Source organism: Parafrankia irregularis (genome assembly GCF_001536285.1).
Lineage (GTDB): Bacteria > Actinomycetota > Actinomycetes > Frankiales > Frankiaceae > Parafrankia > Parafrankia irregularis.
In genome coordinates this window covers 277,037-292,089 of the sequence record NZ_FAOZ01000008.1, presented here as the reverse complement: position 1 = coordinate 292,089, position 15,053 = coordinate 277,037, and the positions used below count along the sequence as shown (strand labels likewise).

Sequence of the window (15,053 nt, the reverse complement as noted above, 5' to 3'; positions counted from 1 at the left end):
ACTCCTGTTCGCGATGTTCGCGACCGTGCCGCTGATGGGGACACACGCTCAGCGCGGTGCCCCGACCAGCAGGGACGAGGTGAACGACTCCGCGCCACTGGTGACGACGGCAAGCTGACGGGCGGTGGGTAGCTGGTGGGCGCCGGCCTCGCCGCGCAGCTGCAGGCAGGCCTCCAGCAGGCCGCCGTAGCCGTGCAGCCGCCCGCCGGAAAGCTGGCCACCGCCGGTGTTCAGTGGCAGATCGCCGGTCGGGCCGATCCGGTCTCCGCCCTCGATGAAGTCGAGCGCCTCGTGGCGGCCGCAGAACCCGAGGGCCTCCAGCCAGCGCAGCGCGTAGACCGAGAAGCCGTCGTAGACCTGCGCGAGGTCGACGTCGGCCGGTTTGAGGTCGGTCCGCTCCCACATCATGGCGGCGGACTCGTCGAACCCGGAGGCGGAGCCCATCGCCTCCAGCCGCAGCGCCCGCCCGGGGTCCCCGGCCGCCGCCGCGTTCGAGACCACGAACGCCACCGAACCGTCGACCGGGACGTCGCAGTCGTAGACACAGATCGGATCGGAGATCATCCGGGCGCCTAGGTATTCGTCGAGGGTGAGCGGATCGCGGTACACCGCGGCCTCGTTGCGGGCCGCGTAGGCGCGGGTGACGAGCGCGAGCGTGGCGAACTTCTCCCGGCTGGCGCCGGCCAGCTCGATGCGCCGCTGCATCTCCATCGCCGCGTAGCAGGGATAACCGATCCCGAACGGGGTCGACCACTGGGTGAGCTCCCGGCCGAAGCGCACCGGCTGGCCCGGGGTTCCGCCGCCGCCGAGCAGCGTCGCCGACCGGCCGCCGAAGCCTTCCTGCGCGGTCGACTCCCACACCGTCCGGAAGCACAGCACGTGGGTCGCGAGCCCGGCGGCGACCGCCAGCACGGCGTTGACGATCGAGCCGAGCTGGCCGGCAAGCTCGCCGCCACCGGTGTGCCAGCGCAGGTTCAGCCCGAGCATCGCCCGGACGTCGTCGACACCGGCGCCGGTGATGCCGGGCGTCGACCAGAACGCGCCCGGGTAGGTCGAGACCCCGTCGATGTCGTCCGGTGTCAGCCCGGCGTCGGCGATCGCGGCCAGTGCGGAGTCCGCGGTGAGCACCCACGGGTCCACCCGCAGCCGACGGCCGATCGCCGACCGGCCGACCCCGGTGATCAGCGCCGCGTCCTCGGGCCGGCGGCCGTCACTCCCGCTCATCGTCTGCTCCCCGCTCCTCGCTCGCCGGACCATCGGGGCGGAACAGCGGGATGTAGGCGTCACCGGCCTGGCTGAAACACACCCGCACCGGCAGGCCGACGTGGATCCGCTCCGGCGGGCAGTCGACCACGTTGGTCAGCAGGCGCAGCCCGGGCTGCTCGACCAGCTCGACGTCCGCGACCAGGTATGGCGGTGGCATGGAGGGAACCCACTGGTAGCGGTTCAGCGTCCACGACCACACGGTGCCGCGGCCGGACACCGGGTCGAACCCGACGTCGCGGCCCCGGCAGGCCGGGCAGACCGGCCGCGGCGGGTGCAGGTAGCGCCCGCAGTCACGGCAGTGCGCGATCCGCAGCACGCCGTCCGCGCCCGAGGTCCAGAACGGCGCCGTCCGCTCCGTCAGCGGGGGCGCGACCCGGCTGAACTCCTCGACCCACGTCATCCCCACACCACCGGCACCGCGGTCGGCCCGCGCTCGTACATGCCGATGATCCGCGGCGTCTCGGCGTCCGGGTCGAGGCGCAGGTTCGGGAGGCGGTCGAGCAGCGCGGAGATCGCGGTGAGGATCTCCGCGCGGGCGACGTGCATCCCGAGGCAGATGTGCGGGCCACCGCCGAAACCGAGGTGTGCGCCCGGCGGGCGGGACGGGTCGAACTCGTCCGGCCGCTCCCAGCGGGCCGGATCGCGGTTCGCCGCACCGAAGCACAGGTGGATGACCGATCCGGCCGGGACGTCGACACCGCCGAGGGTGGTGTCCTTCGTGGCGTAGCGGGAGAACATCGGGTCGGTCGGCGTCCAGCGCAGCGACTCCTCGATCGCGGCGCGCAGCACCGCCCGGTCCGCCCGGGCGGCGGCGAGCCACTGCGGGTGGGTCAGCAGAGCGAGCAGGGTGATGCCCATCTGCTTCCACGTCGTGCCCGAGCCGGCGGCGAGCAGCAGGTGGGAGAAACCCAGGATGTCCACGTCGGAGAGCCGATGGCGCTCACCGTCCTCCTCGGTGACCTCCGCCTGGACCAGCACGCTGATCAGGTCGTCCGCCGGCTCCCGGCGGCGTTCGGCGATGATCGGGGCCAGGATGTCGACCAGGGTGTGGGCGTCGCGTCCGTCGGCGGTGGCCGCCTCGCGGATCCGCAGCGCGTCGGACACGCCGATGCCGAAGCTGCCGCAGATCGTGAGCAGCGGAATCGCCGCGCAGAAATCCACGTTGAGATCGGAACGGCCGAGCGGCTCGATCGCGTCGAGCAGCGCCCGAACCGTGGACTCGATCCACCGTTCGCTCCACCAACCGCCCCGCTTCGGCACGAACGACGGCTGCACAAGGGCGCGGTAGCGGCGGTGCTTCACCCCGTCCATGTAGAGCAGCAACGTGTCGGCCATCGCGCGTTCGGGGCCGGGCGCGCTCGGCGCCGACACGAAGGTGTCGTTGTCCCGCAACACCGACTGGCAGGTGGCGTGGTCGAAGACCGAGAAGTGCGGCAGCTCCGGGTACGGCAGGCCCTGGAAGAACGCCTCGCCGTGGAACCCGACCAGCGGGCCGACGATGCCGGGATGTACCGGCCCGGTCTCGCGCAGCTGGTGGAACGCCGGGTACGGGTCCGTCTCGAAGGCCCCGCCGCGGGCGGCGTAGACGTCGCTGCGCAGGTCGAACAGCTCGCGGATGCGCTGTGGGTCCAGGGTGGGAACGTCACTCGCGACCATGTCAGCCTCGCTCGAGAACGACGACGGGAATCCTGCGTGTCGTCCGCTTCGTGTACTCGTCGTAGTTCGGCCAGCGCTGGGCCATCAGGCTCCACAGACGCTCGTGTTCGGTGCCCTCGGCGGTGCGGGCGGTCGCCGTGAACCGGTCCGCCAGCACCTGCACCTCGACCTTGGGCTCGGCGAGGAGGTTGTGGTACCAGCCGGGATGAGCCGGGGCACCGCCCTGGGAGGCGATGACGACGAAGCGGTCGCCGTCGGAGGTGTAGATGAGCGGCGTCGCCCGGCGCTGCCCGGTGCGTCGCCCGGTCGTCCAGAGCACCAGGCAGGTCACGCCGTTCCAGCTGTGGCCGACGGCGCCGCCGGTCTCGACATAACGGCGGACGTGTTCCGCGCCGAACAATGCCAGATCGGGTGCCGTGTAACCGCCGTCGCCGGTCGTCGGTGCGGGGTTCTCCGTCACGGATCTCGCCTCCTCTCCCTGGGGCCACTGGACCGCGGCCCCGGTCGCGTCCTCAACGGGCGGTGTATCCGCCGTCGACCGGCAGCAGGATGCCGGTGATGTTCTTCGACGCGTCCGATGCCAGGAAGAGCGCCGCCTCGGCGCAGTCCTCGGCGGTGAGGTAGCGGCCCAGCGGCTGGAGGGCGGCGACCTCGTCGAGGTACTGCTGCGCCGGCGGGGAGAACTCGGCTCCGGGGGAGACGGGCGTGAAGTTCGTCAGCGGCATGGCACCCGGGCAGATGGCGTTGCATCGGATGCCGAACGGCGCGCACTCGATGGCGATACCGCGGGTGATCTGGTTGACCGCGCCCTTGGTCGCGCCGTAGACGACGCTGCCGAATCCGACGATGCCCGCGACCGAACCGGTGTTGACGATGACGCCGCCGCGATCACCGTCGCGGCCCTGCTGTTTGAACTGCTTCACCGCGAACTTGCAGCCGTTGAAGACGCCCCGGAAGTTGACGTCCGTCAGCCGGGCGAAGTCGTCCGCGGTGAAGTCCTCGAACGACGCGCCCGGCTTGAAGCCGGTGATTCCGACGTTGTTGAACATGATGTCGAGCCGGCCGAAGTTCTCGACGGCCGCCGCGACCGTATCGGCGACATCGGCTTCCACGGCGACATCGCAGCGGGTGACCACCCCGGTCCCGCCCGCCGCGCCGACCAGGCGCGCGGTCTCCTTCGCCCAGTCCTCTCGGACGTCGGCGCAGACCACCCGCGCACCCGCGGCGGCGAACCGCAGGGCGGACGCACGACCCACACCGGAGCCGGCACCGGTGATCACTGCTGTCTGTCCGGCTAACGATGGTGATGTCACGAGTTCTCCCCTGGTTCGGATCGGGCGACGAATCTGAGCGCGCCGGACGGGCAGGAATCGACGGCGGCACGGACCGCGTCCGCGGAGTCGGATCCATCGAGGACGACGACCTTCATCTCGTCGTCAAGGTCGAAGGTCGCGGGTGCCTGGAACAGGCAGGACCCTGAGCCCATGCAGAGGTCGCGGTCCACGTGCAGGCTGGATCCGCGCGCGTCGGCACGCCGGTTCCCGTCGGTGGCCATCGGGTCAGCGGGCGCCGGCGACGACGACATGCTTGAGCTCCTGGTACTCCCGGAATCCCGCCACGCCGCGTTCGCGGCCGATCCCGCTCTGCTTGTACCCGCCCATCGGGGTGTAGGCGTTGGCGGCGCCCCGGTTCACCTGCACTGTCCCGGAGCGGATGCGCTCGGCGATGGAGAGCCCGAGCCGCAGGTCGGCGGTGTAGACGCCGCCGGACAGGCCGTACTCGCTGTCGTTCGCGATGGCGACGGCATGGTCGACGTCGCGGTAGCCCTGCACGGTCACCACCGGGCCGAAGACCTCCTGCTGGGCAAGCGGATTGCGGTTGTCGTCGACCACGACGACGGTCGGCTCGATGTAGTAGCCGACCGGCAGGTGGGCCGGGCGACCGCCGCCGGCCACCAGCCGCCCACCCGCCGCCACGCCGGCGGCGACCAGCTGCTCGACGCGGTCCCGCTGCGCCGCTGAGATGACCGGGCCGACGACGGTCGCCGGGTCGTGAGGGTCACCCACCCGCAGCGCGCCGGCGACGGCGGCCAGCCGCCCGACAACCTCGTCCAGGTTCTCCAGCGGCACCAGCACCCTGGTCTGCAGCGCGCAGCCCTGTCCGCTCTGCGAGCCGAAGACGGTCGACACCCCGGCCTCCACCCCGCCGAGCGCGTCGGGCAGGTAGAGCTGCACCGACTTGCCGCCGAGTTCCAGCAGCAGCCGCTTGACCGTCGGGGCCGCCTGGGCGGCGATCCGCCGGCCCACCGCCGTGGACCCGGTGAACGACACACAGTCGATCCGCGGATCGCTGGTGAGCAGTTCCGCGCCCTGGGAGTCACGCTCGACGACGACGTTGAGCACCCCGGGCGGCAGACCGGCGTCGAGCCCGGCCGCGCCCAGCGCCAGCGCGGTCAGCGGCGTCAGCGGGCTCGGGCGCAGGACGACGCTGCACCCCGCTGCCAGCGCCGAGACCACCTTCCACACGTTCGTCTGGAGCGGAAAGTTGTAGGGACTGATCGCCGCGACCACACCGCACGGCTCGTAACGGCGGATGCTGAGCAGCACGTCGCGGCCGGCCGGATCGAACGAGTCCGCCAGCGGCAGCTCGTTGTGCTCCCACTCGGGCAGCGTCGCGAACAGGTCCGCCAGCTGACGGGCCTGGTCGAGGGCCATGTCGACCTGCGCCCACTGCGCGACGAGCCTGGTCGCGCCGGTCTCGCGGATCGCCGTCTCGATCAGTTCGTCGCGGCTCTCGCGCAGCCGATCGGCGAAGCGCCGCAGCACGGTGACCCGTTCGGCCACCGGGAGGCGACTCCACGGGCCGTCATCGAACGCCCGTCGCGCCGCATCGACCGCCTGGTCCACCTGGGCCAGTGAGGCCGTGGGCACATGAGTGAAATTCTGTTCTAGTGCTGGGTCTTCGACCGCGAGGGCATCCGACTCTCCGGCTACGGCGCGGCCGTCGATGTAGAGCTGGTCGAACGTGAGGTGGTCTGCCACGAAGCGACTCCGGTCCGTGCGTCCGTAGGGATGTCGTTTCTGAGCTGCGATTTGCCGGCCGCGTGGTTGTGTGCGCAGGCCGACGCGGGCGTCGATGCGGGCTCGCCGTGGGGGAGCCCCGCGGCGAGCCTCTGGCCAGCATCGCCGGCACGACATGAACTCTCGTGCCGGCAGCGCTGAATCAAAGTTCTAATTGGTAACCTAGTCAGGTGACTGTAGTCGGGCGACTAAACCAATGCAAGGGCCATCCTGTCGGTCATCGAGGACTCCGGCCTTGCCGTCCGGGAGCGCCTAGGATGCGACCCTGTGGCCCCAGGTAGCAGCGGAACGGAATCGCGGCCCGAGCCGCGCCCGGACGACTCGGACTCGGCGGCCGACGGTGCGGGCCGCGCCCGGCGACCGCGCGGTCGTGCGGAGGTGCGCGAGGCGTTGCTGGATTCGGCGCAGCGGCTGATCGCGCAGCAGGGGCCGTCCAAGGTGCGGCTGCGTGAGATCGCCGAGGACGCCGACGTGAACTTCGGTCTCGTCTACCAGTACCTCGGCACCCGGGAGGAACTGCTGCGGGCGGTGTACCAGCGGGTCTCGGCGAGGTCGGCGACCCGGTTCGAGCACATCGACGACCTCGCCGACGCGATCGACATCTTCCTGACCGCGGACGACAGTGTCGGGCGCATCATGGGCTGGGCGGCGCTCGAAGGTGATCCGGTCGACGTGTTCGGGCCTTCGCCTGGACTTCAGCAGGTCGCGTCGATGATGGTCCGGGCCGCGCGGCAGGACGGCCTGGACCTGCCGGAGGACGAGGCCCGGCTGCTTGCCGCCTTCCTGCAGGTCGTCGCGCTCGGCTGGCGGCTGTTCGGTTCGATCGGCCTCACCGGCGCCGGTGTCGAGGCGACCGCCGACGTCGACCGTCGGGTGCGGGAGTGGATGAGAACGCTGGTCGAGTCGGTCGTACGCGGCGGGGCCGGGTAGGAGACCCGGCGGGCTCCCTCCGCGGGGGTCCGTGTCCCGCGTCGGAACTCCAGTCTGGTCGCCGCGCTGTCGGGCCGGCTTCAGCTCGAACCACGAAACGGCGGGCCGGGACGTCCGAGCCCGCCCGTACCTGCCGCGGCCGACGCGTCGCGGTGCTGCCGCGACGGCTGACGGGACGGCGACGCAGGACTAGGAATAGATTCGTGTTCTAGTATCTGTTGAGCCCAGTCCGTTCCATCTGAGGGAGTTCTGATGGGCGCCCGTTACACGATCATCTCCGCCGACACCCACGCCGGCGCGAACCACGCGACCTACCGCGAGTACCTCGACCCGTCCTTCCATGACGACTTCGACGCCTGGCGGGGGAAGTACAAGAACCCCTGGAAGGACCTGCGCGACACCGACCTGCGCGTCCGCAACTGGGACGACGATCGGCGCGACAGCGACCAGCTCGCCGACGGTGTCGTGGGCGAAGTGATCTTCCCGAATACTGTACCGCCGTTCTACCCGGGCTTCGTGCTGTTCGCCGGCCCGCCCACCGCGGAGGAGTACCCGCACCGCCGCGCCGGCATCCTGGCCCACAACCGGTGGCTCGCCGACTTCTGCGCCCGCAAGGCGGCGCAGCGCGCCGGCGTCGGGCAGATCTTCCTCAACGACATCGACGACGCCATCGCGGACGCGACCTGGATCAAGGAGCACGGCCTGCGTGGCGGCGTGCTGCTGCCGAACGTCGCGCCCGACGTGAAGTGGGTGAAGCCGCTCTACCACCCGGACTACGACCGGCTCTGGGCGGCGCTGCAGGATCTTGAGATCCCGGTCAACCTGCACGGCGGCACCGGCTCACCGAACTACGGCCGCTTCGCCTCGGTACCGGCGATCATGATGAGCGAAGTCAGCTTCTACGGCCTGCGCCCGTTCGTCCACATGCTGCTCGCCGGTGTGTTCGAGCGTTTTCCGCGGCTGAAGTTCGTCATCACCGAGGCCTCGGCCTCGTTCGTTCCACCGCTGCTGCGACAGCTCGACGACATCATCGCCAAGATCCGCGGTGGTGAGATCGGCGAGCTGAAGTACACCAGCGACAATGCGCTGCCCCGCTCGGCGACCGAGTACTTCCACCAGAACTGCTGGGTGGGCGCCAGCTTCCCGCGGCCGGACGACGTCGCCGCCCGCGAGGTGATCGGCCGGGACCGGTGGATGTGGGGCAGCGACTACCCGCATGACGAGGGAACCGGACCGTACACCCGCCAGGCGCTGCGTCAGGTGATGCACGACCTGCCCGAGCCGGAGCTGCGCGACCTGCTGGCGGGGAACGCCGCCCGCCTCTACGGCTTCGACCTCGACGCACTCGCGCTGCTGGCCGAACAGTACGGCCCGAGCGTCGAGGAGATCGCCGAGCCGCTCGACGCACTTCCGGAGAACTCCAACAGCGCCCTGCTCAACGCCCAGAAGCAGCTGTCGACCGTCTGAAGGCCGTGCCATGACGTCAGGCCGAAACGGCCTGACGTCAGCTCGGCCTGCCCGGGTGGCGGTTCAGTAGACGCGGAAGGCGTCGAGGACCGTGTTGGCGTAGGCCGTGTCGCCGGTGATCTCGACTCGGTCGTGTCGTGTTTCCCGGCCGGTTCCCCAGAGGATGAAATCGGTGGCACTCGTGCGCACGGTGGCGCGCGTCCCGTCCTGCGCGGCCGTGGCGTCGTGGTGGATCTCGGTTGCCTCGGCGTGGGGGAGGAGCCGCAGAGCCGTGCCGCCCGGTCCGGTGAGGACGAGGGCCAGCGGGTCGGTGAGCAGCTCACGGAACCGTTCGGTGGTCATCTGCCGGATGCCGCCGATGAGCCAGCGGTTCGCGGCGGCCAGGCGTTCACCGTCGAGACCGGGCAGGGCGCGCCGGACGGGCCCGCGGGGTGTGAGGACGTCCCAGCGGGTGTGGCAGGTGTGGTCGAAGACGATGGCGTCGGCGAGGCTCGCGAGCGGGTAGGTGCCGGCGGTGCCCATGTTCACGGGCGTGGTGGCGAGTTCGTCGGTCAGCCCGCCGAAGATGGCCAGGACGGCTGGCACCGATGACCTGATGATGTCGAGGAGTTCCGCGGTCGGCCGTTCGGCGACCTCGTGGGTGTGGGCGTCGACCGCCGCTTCGAACTCCAGGCCCTGGTCGTAGGGCGTGATCGGAATCAGCCCGGCGAACCCGGCCACGCTGATGGTGAGGTGCGCGAGGGTGGTGTGGACCGTCCAGCCGTCGCAGGCGGACGGGGCCGCGAGCTCGTCGGCGGTGAGAGCGCCGAACACGTCGAGGGTCTCGGCGAGGGTGTGCTCGAGCGCCACCGTGCTGTTGCCGGCGGAGAGCACGGAGGCGGTGGACATCGCGGCGTCAGCGGACGCGGCGTCAGAAGACATAGTCCTCTCCGGTGGCTCGCAGGGTGATGTCGGTGACGGCGACGCCGAGCGGCTGGTCGATGAGGCGGACGATCTCGTCCGCGACCTGGGCGGCGGACAGCGACCAGTAGCGGACGTCCTCGGGGTCGGTCAGCCCGGCGGCGGGCGTGCCGCCGCCGAAGAAGGCCTGGGCGTGCTCCTGGAAAACGCCGGCGCGGTGCGCCGTGAGCGCGGCGGGCGCGGTGAAGTCGATGATCTCGCTCGACAGGTTCGTGTCGACGACGCCGCTGGGGCGGACGACCGTCACCTTGATGCGGCCCTGGCTTTCGACCCGCAGCGCGTTCGACACGGTGGCGACGGCGGCCTTGGTCGCGCCGTAGACCGCGGCCCCGGCGATGCCGGCGTTGCCGTACACCGAGGAGATGTTGACGATGTGACCGCCGCCCTGGCGGATCATGTGGTCGTGGACGGCGTAGATGCCGTGCAGCACGCCCTTGAGGTTGATGTCGATGCACCGGTCCCAGGCGTCGGCGGCCCGTTCGTGGTCGGCGAAGTGGGCCAGGGGCATGATGCCGGCGTTGTTGACGAGCACGTCGACCCGCCCGAGGTCCGCCACCGCGCGGTCGACGACCCCGGCGAACGCCCGGCGGTCGCGGACGTCCAGGCCGAGCCCGCGGGCCTGGTGGCCCTCGGCGGTGAGGGAGGCCGCCAGCTTCTCGGCGCCTTCGGCGTTGACGTCGAGCGCGACCGGGATCGCGCCGCCTCGCGCGAGCCGGGTGGTGATCTCCCGGCCGAAGCCGCTCGCGCCGCCGGTGACCAGCACGACCTTGCCGTTCAGATGGCTCATGTGAACCTGGCCTCCGCCTTGGGAATGTGCGTTGGTGGGCGCTAGATCTTGCGGTGGTCCCAGGAGGCGACCTTCTCGGGGGTCAGACGCAGCCAGGCGTGCCGGCCGTCGTGGTACATCGAGCCATCCGGGTTGGCGATGTACTTCGCGGCGAACAGCCGTTCCGGCGTAGCCAGCTCGGGGTGGTCCTCCGCGCCGGTGCGGGGGGCGCTGCCGACCTGCTCGAACCGGCCGCGCAGCTCCACGCCGTGCAGCTCGCCGAAGTCGTCACCGGCGTCGACGACGACGGCTGCCCGCCCGTCGCGCAGCAGGTCGGCCCACCGCTGGCTGCGGACGATCGAGTACAGCCACAGCGAGGTACCGTCCCAGACGTACCAGAGCGGGCTGACGTGCGGCGCGCCGCTGGACGTCAGCGTCGCGACCCGGCACACGCGGTGCTCGGTGAGCAGTGCGTCGACCTCGTCGGAGGTCAGGGCGATCCGGCGTCCCCGACGCTGGGTGCTGATCAGGTCAGGCTGCACGAGGCCTCGCTCTCATGTCGGCGTTCTCTTCTGCCGCGCCTGGCCGGGGTGTTCTGCTGCGCTCGGCCGGGGCGCTCGACCTCCGAGACGGAGATCGAAGAATATTTCGAATATTCGATGAGATCTCATCGTTATTTCGATACCGTAGAGTGGCCGCGAGAGAAAGGTCAAGCCGTGCCGAACGCCGCATCGCCGCCGACGACGCGGGTGCTCGACGTCCTCGAACTCCTCGCCCAGCGCGGGCAGAGCGGGCCCGCTCCGCGGCTGGGCGACCTCGTGCGCGACCTCGGCCTGACCCAGGCGACCGCCCACGCGATCATGGCGACCCTCTGCGAACGCGGCTGGGCCGTCAGGGACCCGGACCACCGGACGTTCACCCTGGGCCCGGCGCTCGCGGCGGTCGCGGCCCGAGCCGCCGCCGAGCGCTCGCGTCATCAGCCGGCCCGGGCCGCGGTCCACCGACTCGCGAAGGACCTCGGCTACCCCGCCGTGATGACCGAGCGCGTCGGCGACGAGCTCGTCATCACGACGATCGACCTGGGTGCGTGCCAGGTCGCCGACGCCGCGGCCGGAGACCGCTTCCCGTTCGCGGCGCCGCTCGGCGTCGTCTTCGCCGCCTGGGAGAACAGCGACGGGCGCCGGGCCTGGATGGACCGCGGCGCGATCACCGACCCCGTGCTGGCCGAGCGCCTCGACGGCCTGCTCACCGCCACCCGCGAACGCGGCCACACCCTCGAGCGCCTCGACCCCGCCATGGCGCAGGCCGCCAGGGCCATGGCCAGCCTGCGGGCCGACCCGCAGGCCCAGCCGGTGCGGCGAGCGATGGACGGCGTCCTGGCCGAGATCGCCAGACTCGGCCTGCCCTCCACCGGCGCGACGGACCAGGACCGGCGGCCTGTCACGGCGATCGCCGCGCCCGTGTTCGACCCGCACACCCGCCAGGCCACCGCGAGCATCGGCGTCCACCCGCTGCGGGCGCTGTCCGCCAGGCGAGCCGACGAGATCGCGAACCACGTGACCCGAGCCACCGCCGCCGTCAACGCGGCGTTCGACGACGACGGCAGGCCGGCCAGCCTGGACCGATAGTCGCGAGACCGGGCCATCTCCGCCTTTATCGGGACATCTCCGGGTGGGGCGGAGAGCTTTCCGCGCGGTGCCGGTCGGCGGCCCACTGCCGCAGCGTCCCCTTCGCCACCTTCTCGAGGGTCGCCGTCGGCAGCTCGGGCACGACATACACGGCGCGGGGGACCTTGAAGTCAGCGAGCTGCTGCTGGCACGCGGTGACGACGGCTTCCTGGAGGGCCGTCTCGTCGGGGTCGGGATCCGCGGCCGCGGCGATGACGAACGCGACGGCCACCTCACCTCGAACCGGGTCCGGCCGAGCGACGACGGCGGCCTGGCCCACTCCCGCCACGGTCGTGATGACGCGTTCGATCTCCGCGGCGGCCACGTTCTCGCCGCTGACCTTGAGCATGTCCTTGGCGCGGCTGGCGAACCTCAGGGTGCCGCTGGGCAGCACCGTCACCCGGTCCCCGGTCAGCAGCCATCCGTCCTCGAAGGCGGCGGCGGTGGCGGCCGGGTCGGCGAGATACCCGGCGAACACCGACAGGCCGCGGATGCCTCCGACGAGCAGATCACCGGTCTCTCCAGGGCCGGCGTCGGCGCCGTCGTCCCGGCGGACCCGGACCTGATAGCCCGGTGCCGGCCGGCCGATCGCGCCCTCGTCGACCGGGTTGTCGAGCTCACCGACGACAGGTGTGCTGACGACCTCGGTCTGGCCCCAGGCGCTGAAGATCCTGACGCCGAGCAGGGCGTCCAGCCGGGGCATCTCGAGACCGAAGATCCAGCTGCGGTAGCTGTGCTCCGGAACCGGCTGGCTGGTGACGACCTTCAACAGCAGCGGGAGCAGCCCGGTGTGGGTGCACCTGTTGCGGAGGGACACCTCCCAGAACCGGGAGGCGGAGAACTTCGGCTGGACCACCACGGTGCCGCCCACCCAGAAGGTGGGCAACAGCTGCCAGCACAGCGCGTGGGTGTGGAACAGCGGGGCGTAGACCAACTGGATGGTGTCCGGCGCCAGCCGCCAGAGCAGCGCCCCCACCCGGCCCGCCCACAGGGCGTTGGCGTGGGTGAAAAGGGCCGCCTTCGGACGGGCCGTGGTCCCGGAGGTCAGCTGGACGCACAGTGCCGCCGCCGGGTCGGCCTCCCGGTGCGGGGCCAGCTCCGGGTCACCGACCAGCTCCGGCACGGTCCCGGTGGCCGGGTCGAGCAGAGCCGTCCACCCGAGCGCGGTCACCGCCGGGCAGTCGGCGAGCCCGAGCCGCGGGTCGGTGACGATCCCGACGGCACCGGTCAGTTCGACGGCGTGCGCCAGCTCATCCTCGGCGTACCGGGTGTTCAGGTCGACCGCGACCGCGCCGAGCCGCGCGCACGCGAACCAGACCAGCAGGAAGCCCGGACTGTTGTCCAGATGGATCACGATGGCGTCGCCGGCGCGCACGCCCCGGCTCGCCAGCCCGCCCGCGACGGCACGCACGTCGCGGGCGAACTCGCCGTAGGTCCAGGTGCGGCGCGCTCCGTCCGGCGGTTCCCAGACGAGGAACGGGCGCTCGCCGTACCGCCGTGACCGTTCCTCCAGCGCCGAGGTCACGTCCATACCCACGAACGGGTGCAGAGCAGGAAGCTCGATTCCTAAGTTGCCGTCCATTGTCGAGTCACCCCTAAAGCAGGCGTCAGCTGGGCGTCAGCTCGCGCGGGAGCCCGAGTATGCGCTCGGCGATGACGTTGAGCTGGATTTCGACTGCCGGGACACGAAACCGCGGACCGAATCGGCCAGCGCCTTGTGATCCTCGTCGAGACCGATGGACACGTCCGTCACTCCTTCACAGTGCCGCTGGGAGACGCCGGGGGCGGTCAGACGCCGATGAGCGAGGCCGCGTTGTCGTGCATCACAAGCCTGATCTCGGCGTCGTCGAAGCCGGCCGCGGCCAGGTCCTTGGTGAACGACAGCGGATCGGCCAGTCCCTCGACGTGCGGCCAGTCGGATCCCATCAGCATCCGCTCCACGCCGATCAGCTTCTTGAGCTCGGCGAGGTCGTTCTCGTGGAACGGTGAGACCCAGACCTGGCGCCGGAAGGTCTCCCGCGGGTCCTCCGCCCACGCCTCGCCGCCCTGCACGAACGACTTCTTCAGGGACTTGAACAGCGGGGTGACCCAGTCCGAGCCGGTCTCGATCGCGGCGAACCGCAGCTGCGGGTTGCGGTGCATCGTGCCCTGCGCGAGCAGCGCGGCGAACGTGTCGGCCACGGCCGTCGGCGAGAGCAGGGCCCGCAGCGGGGTGCGGCGGAACGCCTCGGTCTCGTCGCTCTCGCTCCACCAGCCGATCAGCTCCGAATACACGTCGTCGCCGCCGTGGTAGGCGCACACCACCCGCGCCTCGTTCGCGAGCGCCCAGAACTCGTCGTACATCCGGTCGGCCGGTGACTTCAGGCCCATCTCGGTGCGCACCGGGCCGGCTCGCATCACCACGATGCGGGCTCCCCTGCCCAGCGCCCACCGCAGCTCGGCGACCGCCGCCGCCGGATCCGACAGCGAGATGTAGGGCGCGGCGAAGATCTTCTCCTGGTAGGCGAAGCCCCAGTCGTCGTCCAGCCACCGGTTGAAGGCCCGGAAGGCGGCCCGCGCCGCGGGCAGGTCGTTCTGCAGGGCCCGCTCCATGCCGACTCCGAGGGTCGGGAAGAAGTAGGCGCCGTCCAGGCCCAGCTCGTCCATGACCCGCAGTCGGGCGTCCCGGTTCTGGTACTCGGGGCGGGGCGGGGCCAGCTCGCCGAACAGGTTGATGACCGGGCCGCCGACCTCGCCTCGGAAGTACCGCTCCAGCGCGCCGGGCTTGGCCAGCGCGCTGAACGTCGGGTTGGGCAGGAACTTGTTGACCTTCCCGCCGACCAGCAGCCGGGTGCGGCCACCGACCTCCGCCCACTGCATGCAGCGCTTGGCGAACTCGGGCTCGATGTGGCGGGTGAAGGCGTCCAGGGCCTCGTAGTAGTGATTGTCCGCGTCGAAAGCGCGCAGTCCGTCCGTAGTCACGCCGCGACCTCCCCAGGTGGGCCTCGAACACAGCTGCTCGCCTTCCAAGGTAGAACATCGTTTCATGTTCATGCCGCTTGGGGGAGCGCCTGGTCGGTCTGCCCGTGTGTCAGGCAACCGTCGAGCCTGCTGAATATTTTATCCAACGCGCACAGCCTAATGTGTGCTGGCAACTCCTGTCGACTGGTCGAGGTCGGCTCGGGGCCGCCTTGGCGCGGCCCCGATCGAGACCATTCTAGATTCTGGTTCTAGTAGCTCGTACGGTGGAGAAGGCGCACCTGCCGACCAGGCAGCGGCCCA

The 15,053-nt window shown here is 71.0% G+C and carries 15 protein-coding genes; 3 read left to right on the top strand and 12 right to left on the bottom strand.

The genetic code is table 11. The annotated features are described in order from the left end of the window. Window positions 1-48: 48 nt before the first annotated feature. Genes AWX74_RS15935 through AWX74_RS15910 form a run of 7 tightly spaced genes read right to left on the bottom strand, consistent with a single transcriptional unit; the run spans window position 49 to window position 5,963 of the window. Window positions 49-1,224 (bottom strand): thiolase family protein, encoded by a 1,176-nt coding sequence (locus AWX74_RS15935; protein ID WP_165615654.1) that lies wholly within the window; start codon window positions 1,222-1,224, stop codon window positions 49-51. Next, a complete protein-coding gene (locus AWX74_RS41315) occupies window positions 1,211-1,666 on the bottom strand; it encodes a Zn-ribbon domain-containing OB-fold protein (protein WP_165615653.1) in 456 nt (151 codons plus the stop codon). Before AWX74_RS41315 ends, AWX74_RS15935 begins: the two co-directional genes overlap by 14 nt. Further along, window positions 1,663-2,922, bottom strand: coding sequence for a cytochrome P450 (locus AWX74_RS15930; protein ID WP_091277357.1), 1,260 nt, complete (start codon window positions 2,920-2,922; stop codon window positions 1,663-1,665). The genes AWX74_RS41315 and AWX74_RS15930 overlap by 4 nt, the downstream gene beginning before the upstream one ends. Window position 2,923: 1 nt before the next feature. Then, window positions 2,924-3,382, bottom strand: coding sequence for a nitroreductase family deazaflavin-dependent oxidoreductase (locus AWX74_RS15925; RefSeq protein WP_091277355.1), 459 nt, complete (start codon window positions 3,380-3,382; stop codon window positions 2,924-2,926). A 52-nt stretch (window positions 3,383-3,434) separates the two neighbouring features. Further along, window positions 3,435-4,235 carry an SDR family NAD(P)-dependent oxidoreductase gene (locus AWX74_RS15920; protein WP_091277353.1) on the bottom strand — a complete coding sequence of 267 codons (801 nt, stop codon included), beginning with the start codon at window positions 4,233-4,235 and terminating at the stop codon, window positions 3,435-3,437. Further along, entirely contained in the window at window positions 4,232-4,507 is a 276-nt protein-coding gene (locus tag AWX74_RS15915; protein WP_311983307.1) for a ferredoxin, read from the bottom strand. The genes AWX74_RS15920 and AWX74_RS15915 overlap by 4 nt, the downstream gene beginning before the upstream one ends. Then, window positions 4,482-5,963, bottom strand: coding sequence for an aldehyde dehydrogenase family protein (locus tag AWX74_RS15910; protein WP_193209635.1), 1,482 nt, complete (start codon window positions 5,961-5,963; stop codon window positions 4,482-4,484). The genes AWX74_RS15915 and AWX74_RS15910 overlap by 26 nt, the downstream gene beginning before the upstream one ends. A gap of 306 nt (window positions 5,964-6,269) precedes the next feature. Between AWX74_RS15910 and AWX74_RS15905 the strand changes: the two genes are divergently transcribed. Together AWX74_RS15905 and AWX74_RS15900 are read left to right on the top strand one after the other, a co-directional pair. Continuing rightward, window positions 6,270-6,932, top strand: coding sequence for a TetR/AcrR family transcriptional regulator (locus tag AWX74_RS15905; protein WP_091277351.1), 663 nt, complete (start codon window positions 6,270-6,272; stop codon window positions 6,930-6,932). Window positions 6,933-7,184: 252 nt separating this feature from the next. Beyond that, entirely contained in the window at window positions 7,185-8,399 is a 1,215-nt protein-coding gene (locus AWX74_RS15900) for an amidohydrolase family protein (protein WP_091277350.1), read from the top strand. Between the two features lie 63 nt (window positions 8,400-8,462). On the opposite strand, the gene AWX74_RS15895 is transcribed toward AWX74_RS15900, so the two are convergent. Genes AWX74_RS15895 through AWX74_RS15885 form a run of 3 tightly spaced genes read right to left on the bottom strand, consistent with a single transcriptional unit; the run spans window position 8,463 to window position 10,652 of the window. Next, window positions 8,463-9,320, bottom strand: a complete 858-nt coding sequence (locus AWX74_RS15895; protein ID WP_226930776.1) for a maleylpyruvate isomerase N-terminal domain-containing protein — start codon at window positions 9,318-9,320, stop codon at window positions 8,463-8,465. After that, window positions 9,310-10,146 carry an SDR family oxidoreductase gene (locus AWX74_RS15890; protein WP_091277348.1) on the bottom strand — a complete coding sequence of 279 codons (837 nt, stop codon included), beginning with the start codon at window positions 10,144-10,146 and terminating at the stop codon, window positions 9,310-9,312. The genes AWX74_RS15895 and AWX74_RS15890 overlap by 11 nt, the downstream gene beginning before the upstream one ends. A gap of 41 nt (window positions 10,147-10,187) precedes the next feature. Beyond that, window positions 10,188-10,652 (bottom strand): pyridoxamine 5'-phosphate oxidase family protein, encoded by a 465-nt coding sequence (locus AWX74_RS15885; protein WP_091277544.1) that lies wholly within the window; start codon window positions 10,650-10,652, stop codon window positions 10,188-10,190. A 189-nt stretch (window positions 10,653-10,841) separates the two neighbouring features. On the opposite strand from AWX74_RS15885, the gene AWX74_RS15880 reads away from it, so the two are divergent. Then, a complete protein-coding gene (locus AWX74_RS15880) occupies window positions 10,842-11,753 on the top strand; it encodes a helix-turn-helix domain-containing protein (protein ID WP_091277346.1) in 912 nt (303 codons plus the stop codon). Window positions 11,754-11,778: 25 nt separating this feature from the next. Here AWX74_RS15880 and AWX74_RS15875 read toward each other — a convergent pair whose 3' ends face one another. Next, window positions 11,779-13,374 carry an AMP-binding protein gene (locus AWX74_RS15875; RefSeq protein WP_091277345.1) on the bottom strand — a complete coding sequence of 532 codons (1,596 nt, stop codon included), beginning with the start codon at window positions 13,372-13,374 and terminating at the stop codon, window positions 11,779-11,781. A 206-nt stretch (window positions 13,375-13,580) separates the two neighbouring features. Beyond that, window positions 13,581-14,753: an amidohydrolase family protein gene (locus tag AWX74_RS15870; protein ID WP_091277343.1), complete on the bottom strand. Its 1,173-nt coding sequence runs from the start codon at window positions 14,751-14,753 to the stop codon at window positions 13,581-13,583. Window positions 14,754-15,053: the final 300 nt, after the last annotated feature.

What these genes read in the sequence shown, in the direction of transcription:
- AWX74_RS15935 (WP_165615654.1), bottom strand. Translation starts at nt 1,224, where the DNA reads ATGAGCGGGAGTGACGGCCGCCGGCCCGAGGACGCGGCGCTGATCACC.
- AWX74_RS41315 (WP_165615653.1), bottom strand. Translation starts at nt 1,666, where the DNA reads ATGACGTGGGTCGAGGAGTTCAGCCGGGTCGCGCCCCCGCTGACGGAG.
- AWX74_RS15930 (WP_091277357.1), bottom strand. Translation starts at nt 2,922, where the DNA reads ATGGTCGCGAGTGACGTTCCCACCCTGGACCCACAGCGCATCCGCGAG.
- AWX74_RS15915 (WP_311983307.1), bottom strand. Translation starts at nt 4,507, where the DNA reads ATGTCGTCGTCGCCGGCGCCCGCTGACCCGATGGCCACCGACGGGAAC.
- AWX74_RS15900 (WP_091277350.1), top strand. Translation starts at nt 7,185, where the DNA reads ATGGGCGCCCGTTACACGATCATCTCCGCCGACACCCACGCCGGCGCG.
- AWX74_RS15895 (WP_226930776.1), bottom strand. Translation starts at nt 9,320, where the DNA reads ATGTCTTCTGACGCCGCGTCCGCTGACGCCGCGATGTCCACCGCCTCC.
- AWX74_RS15890 (WP_091277348.1), bottom strand. Translation starts at nt 10,146, where the DNA reads ATGAGCCATCTGAACGGCAAGGTCGTGCTGGTCACCGGCGGCGCGAGC.
- AWX74_RS15875 (WP_091277345.1), bottom strand. Translation starts at nt 13,374, where the DNA reads ATGGACGGCAACTTAGGAATCGAGCTTCCTGCTCTGCACCCGTTCGTG.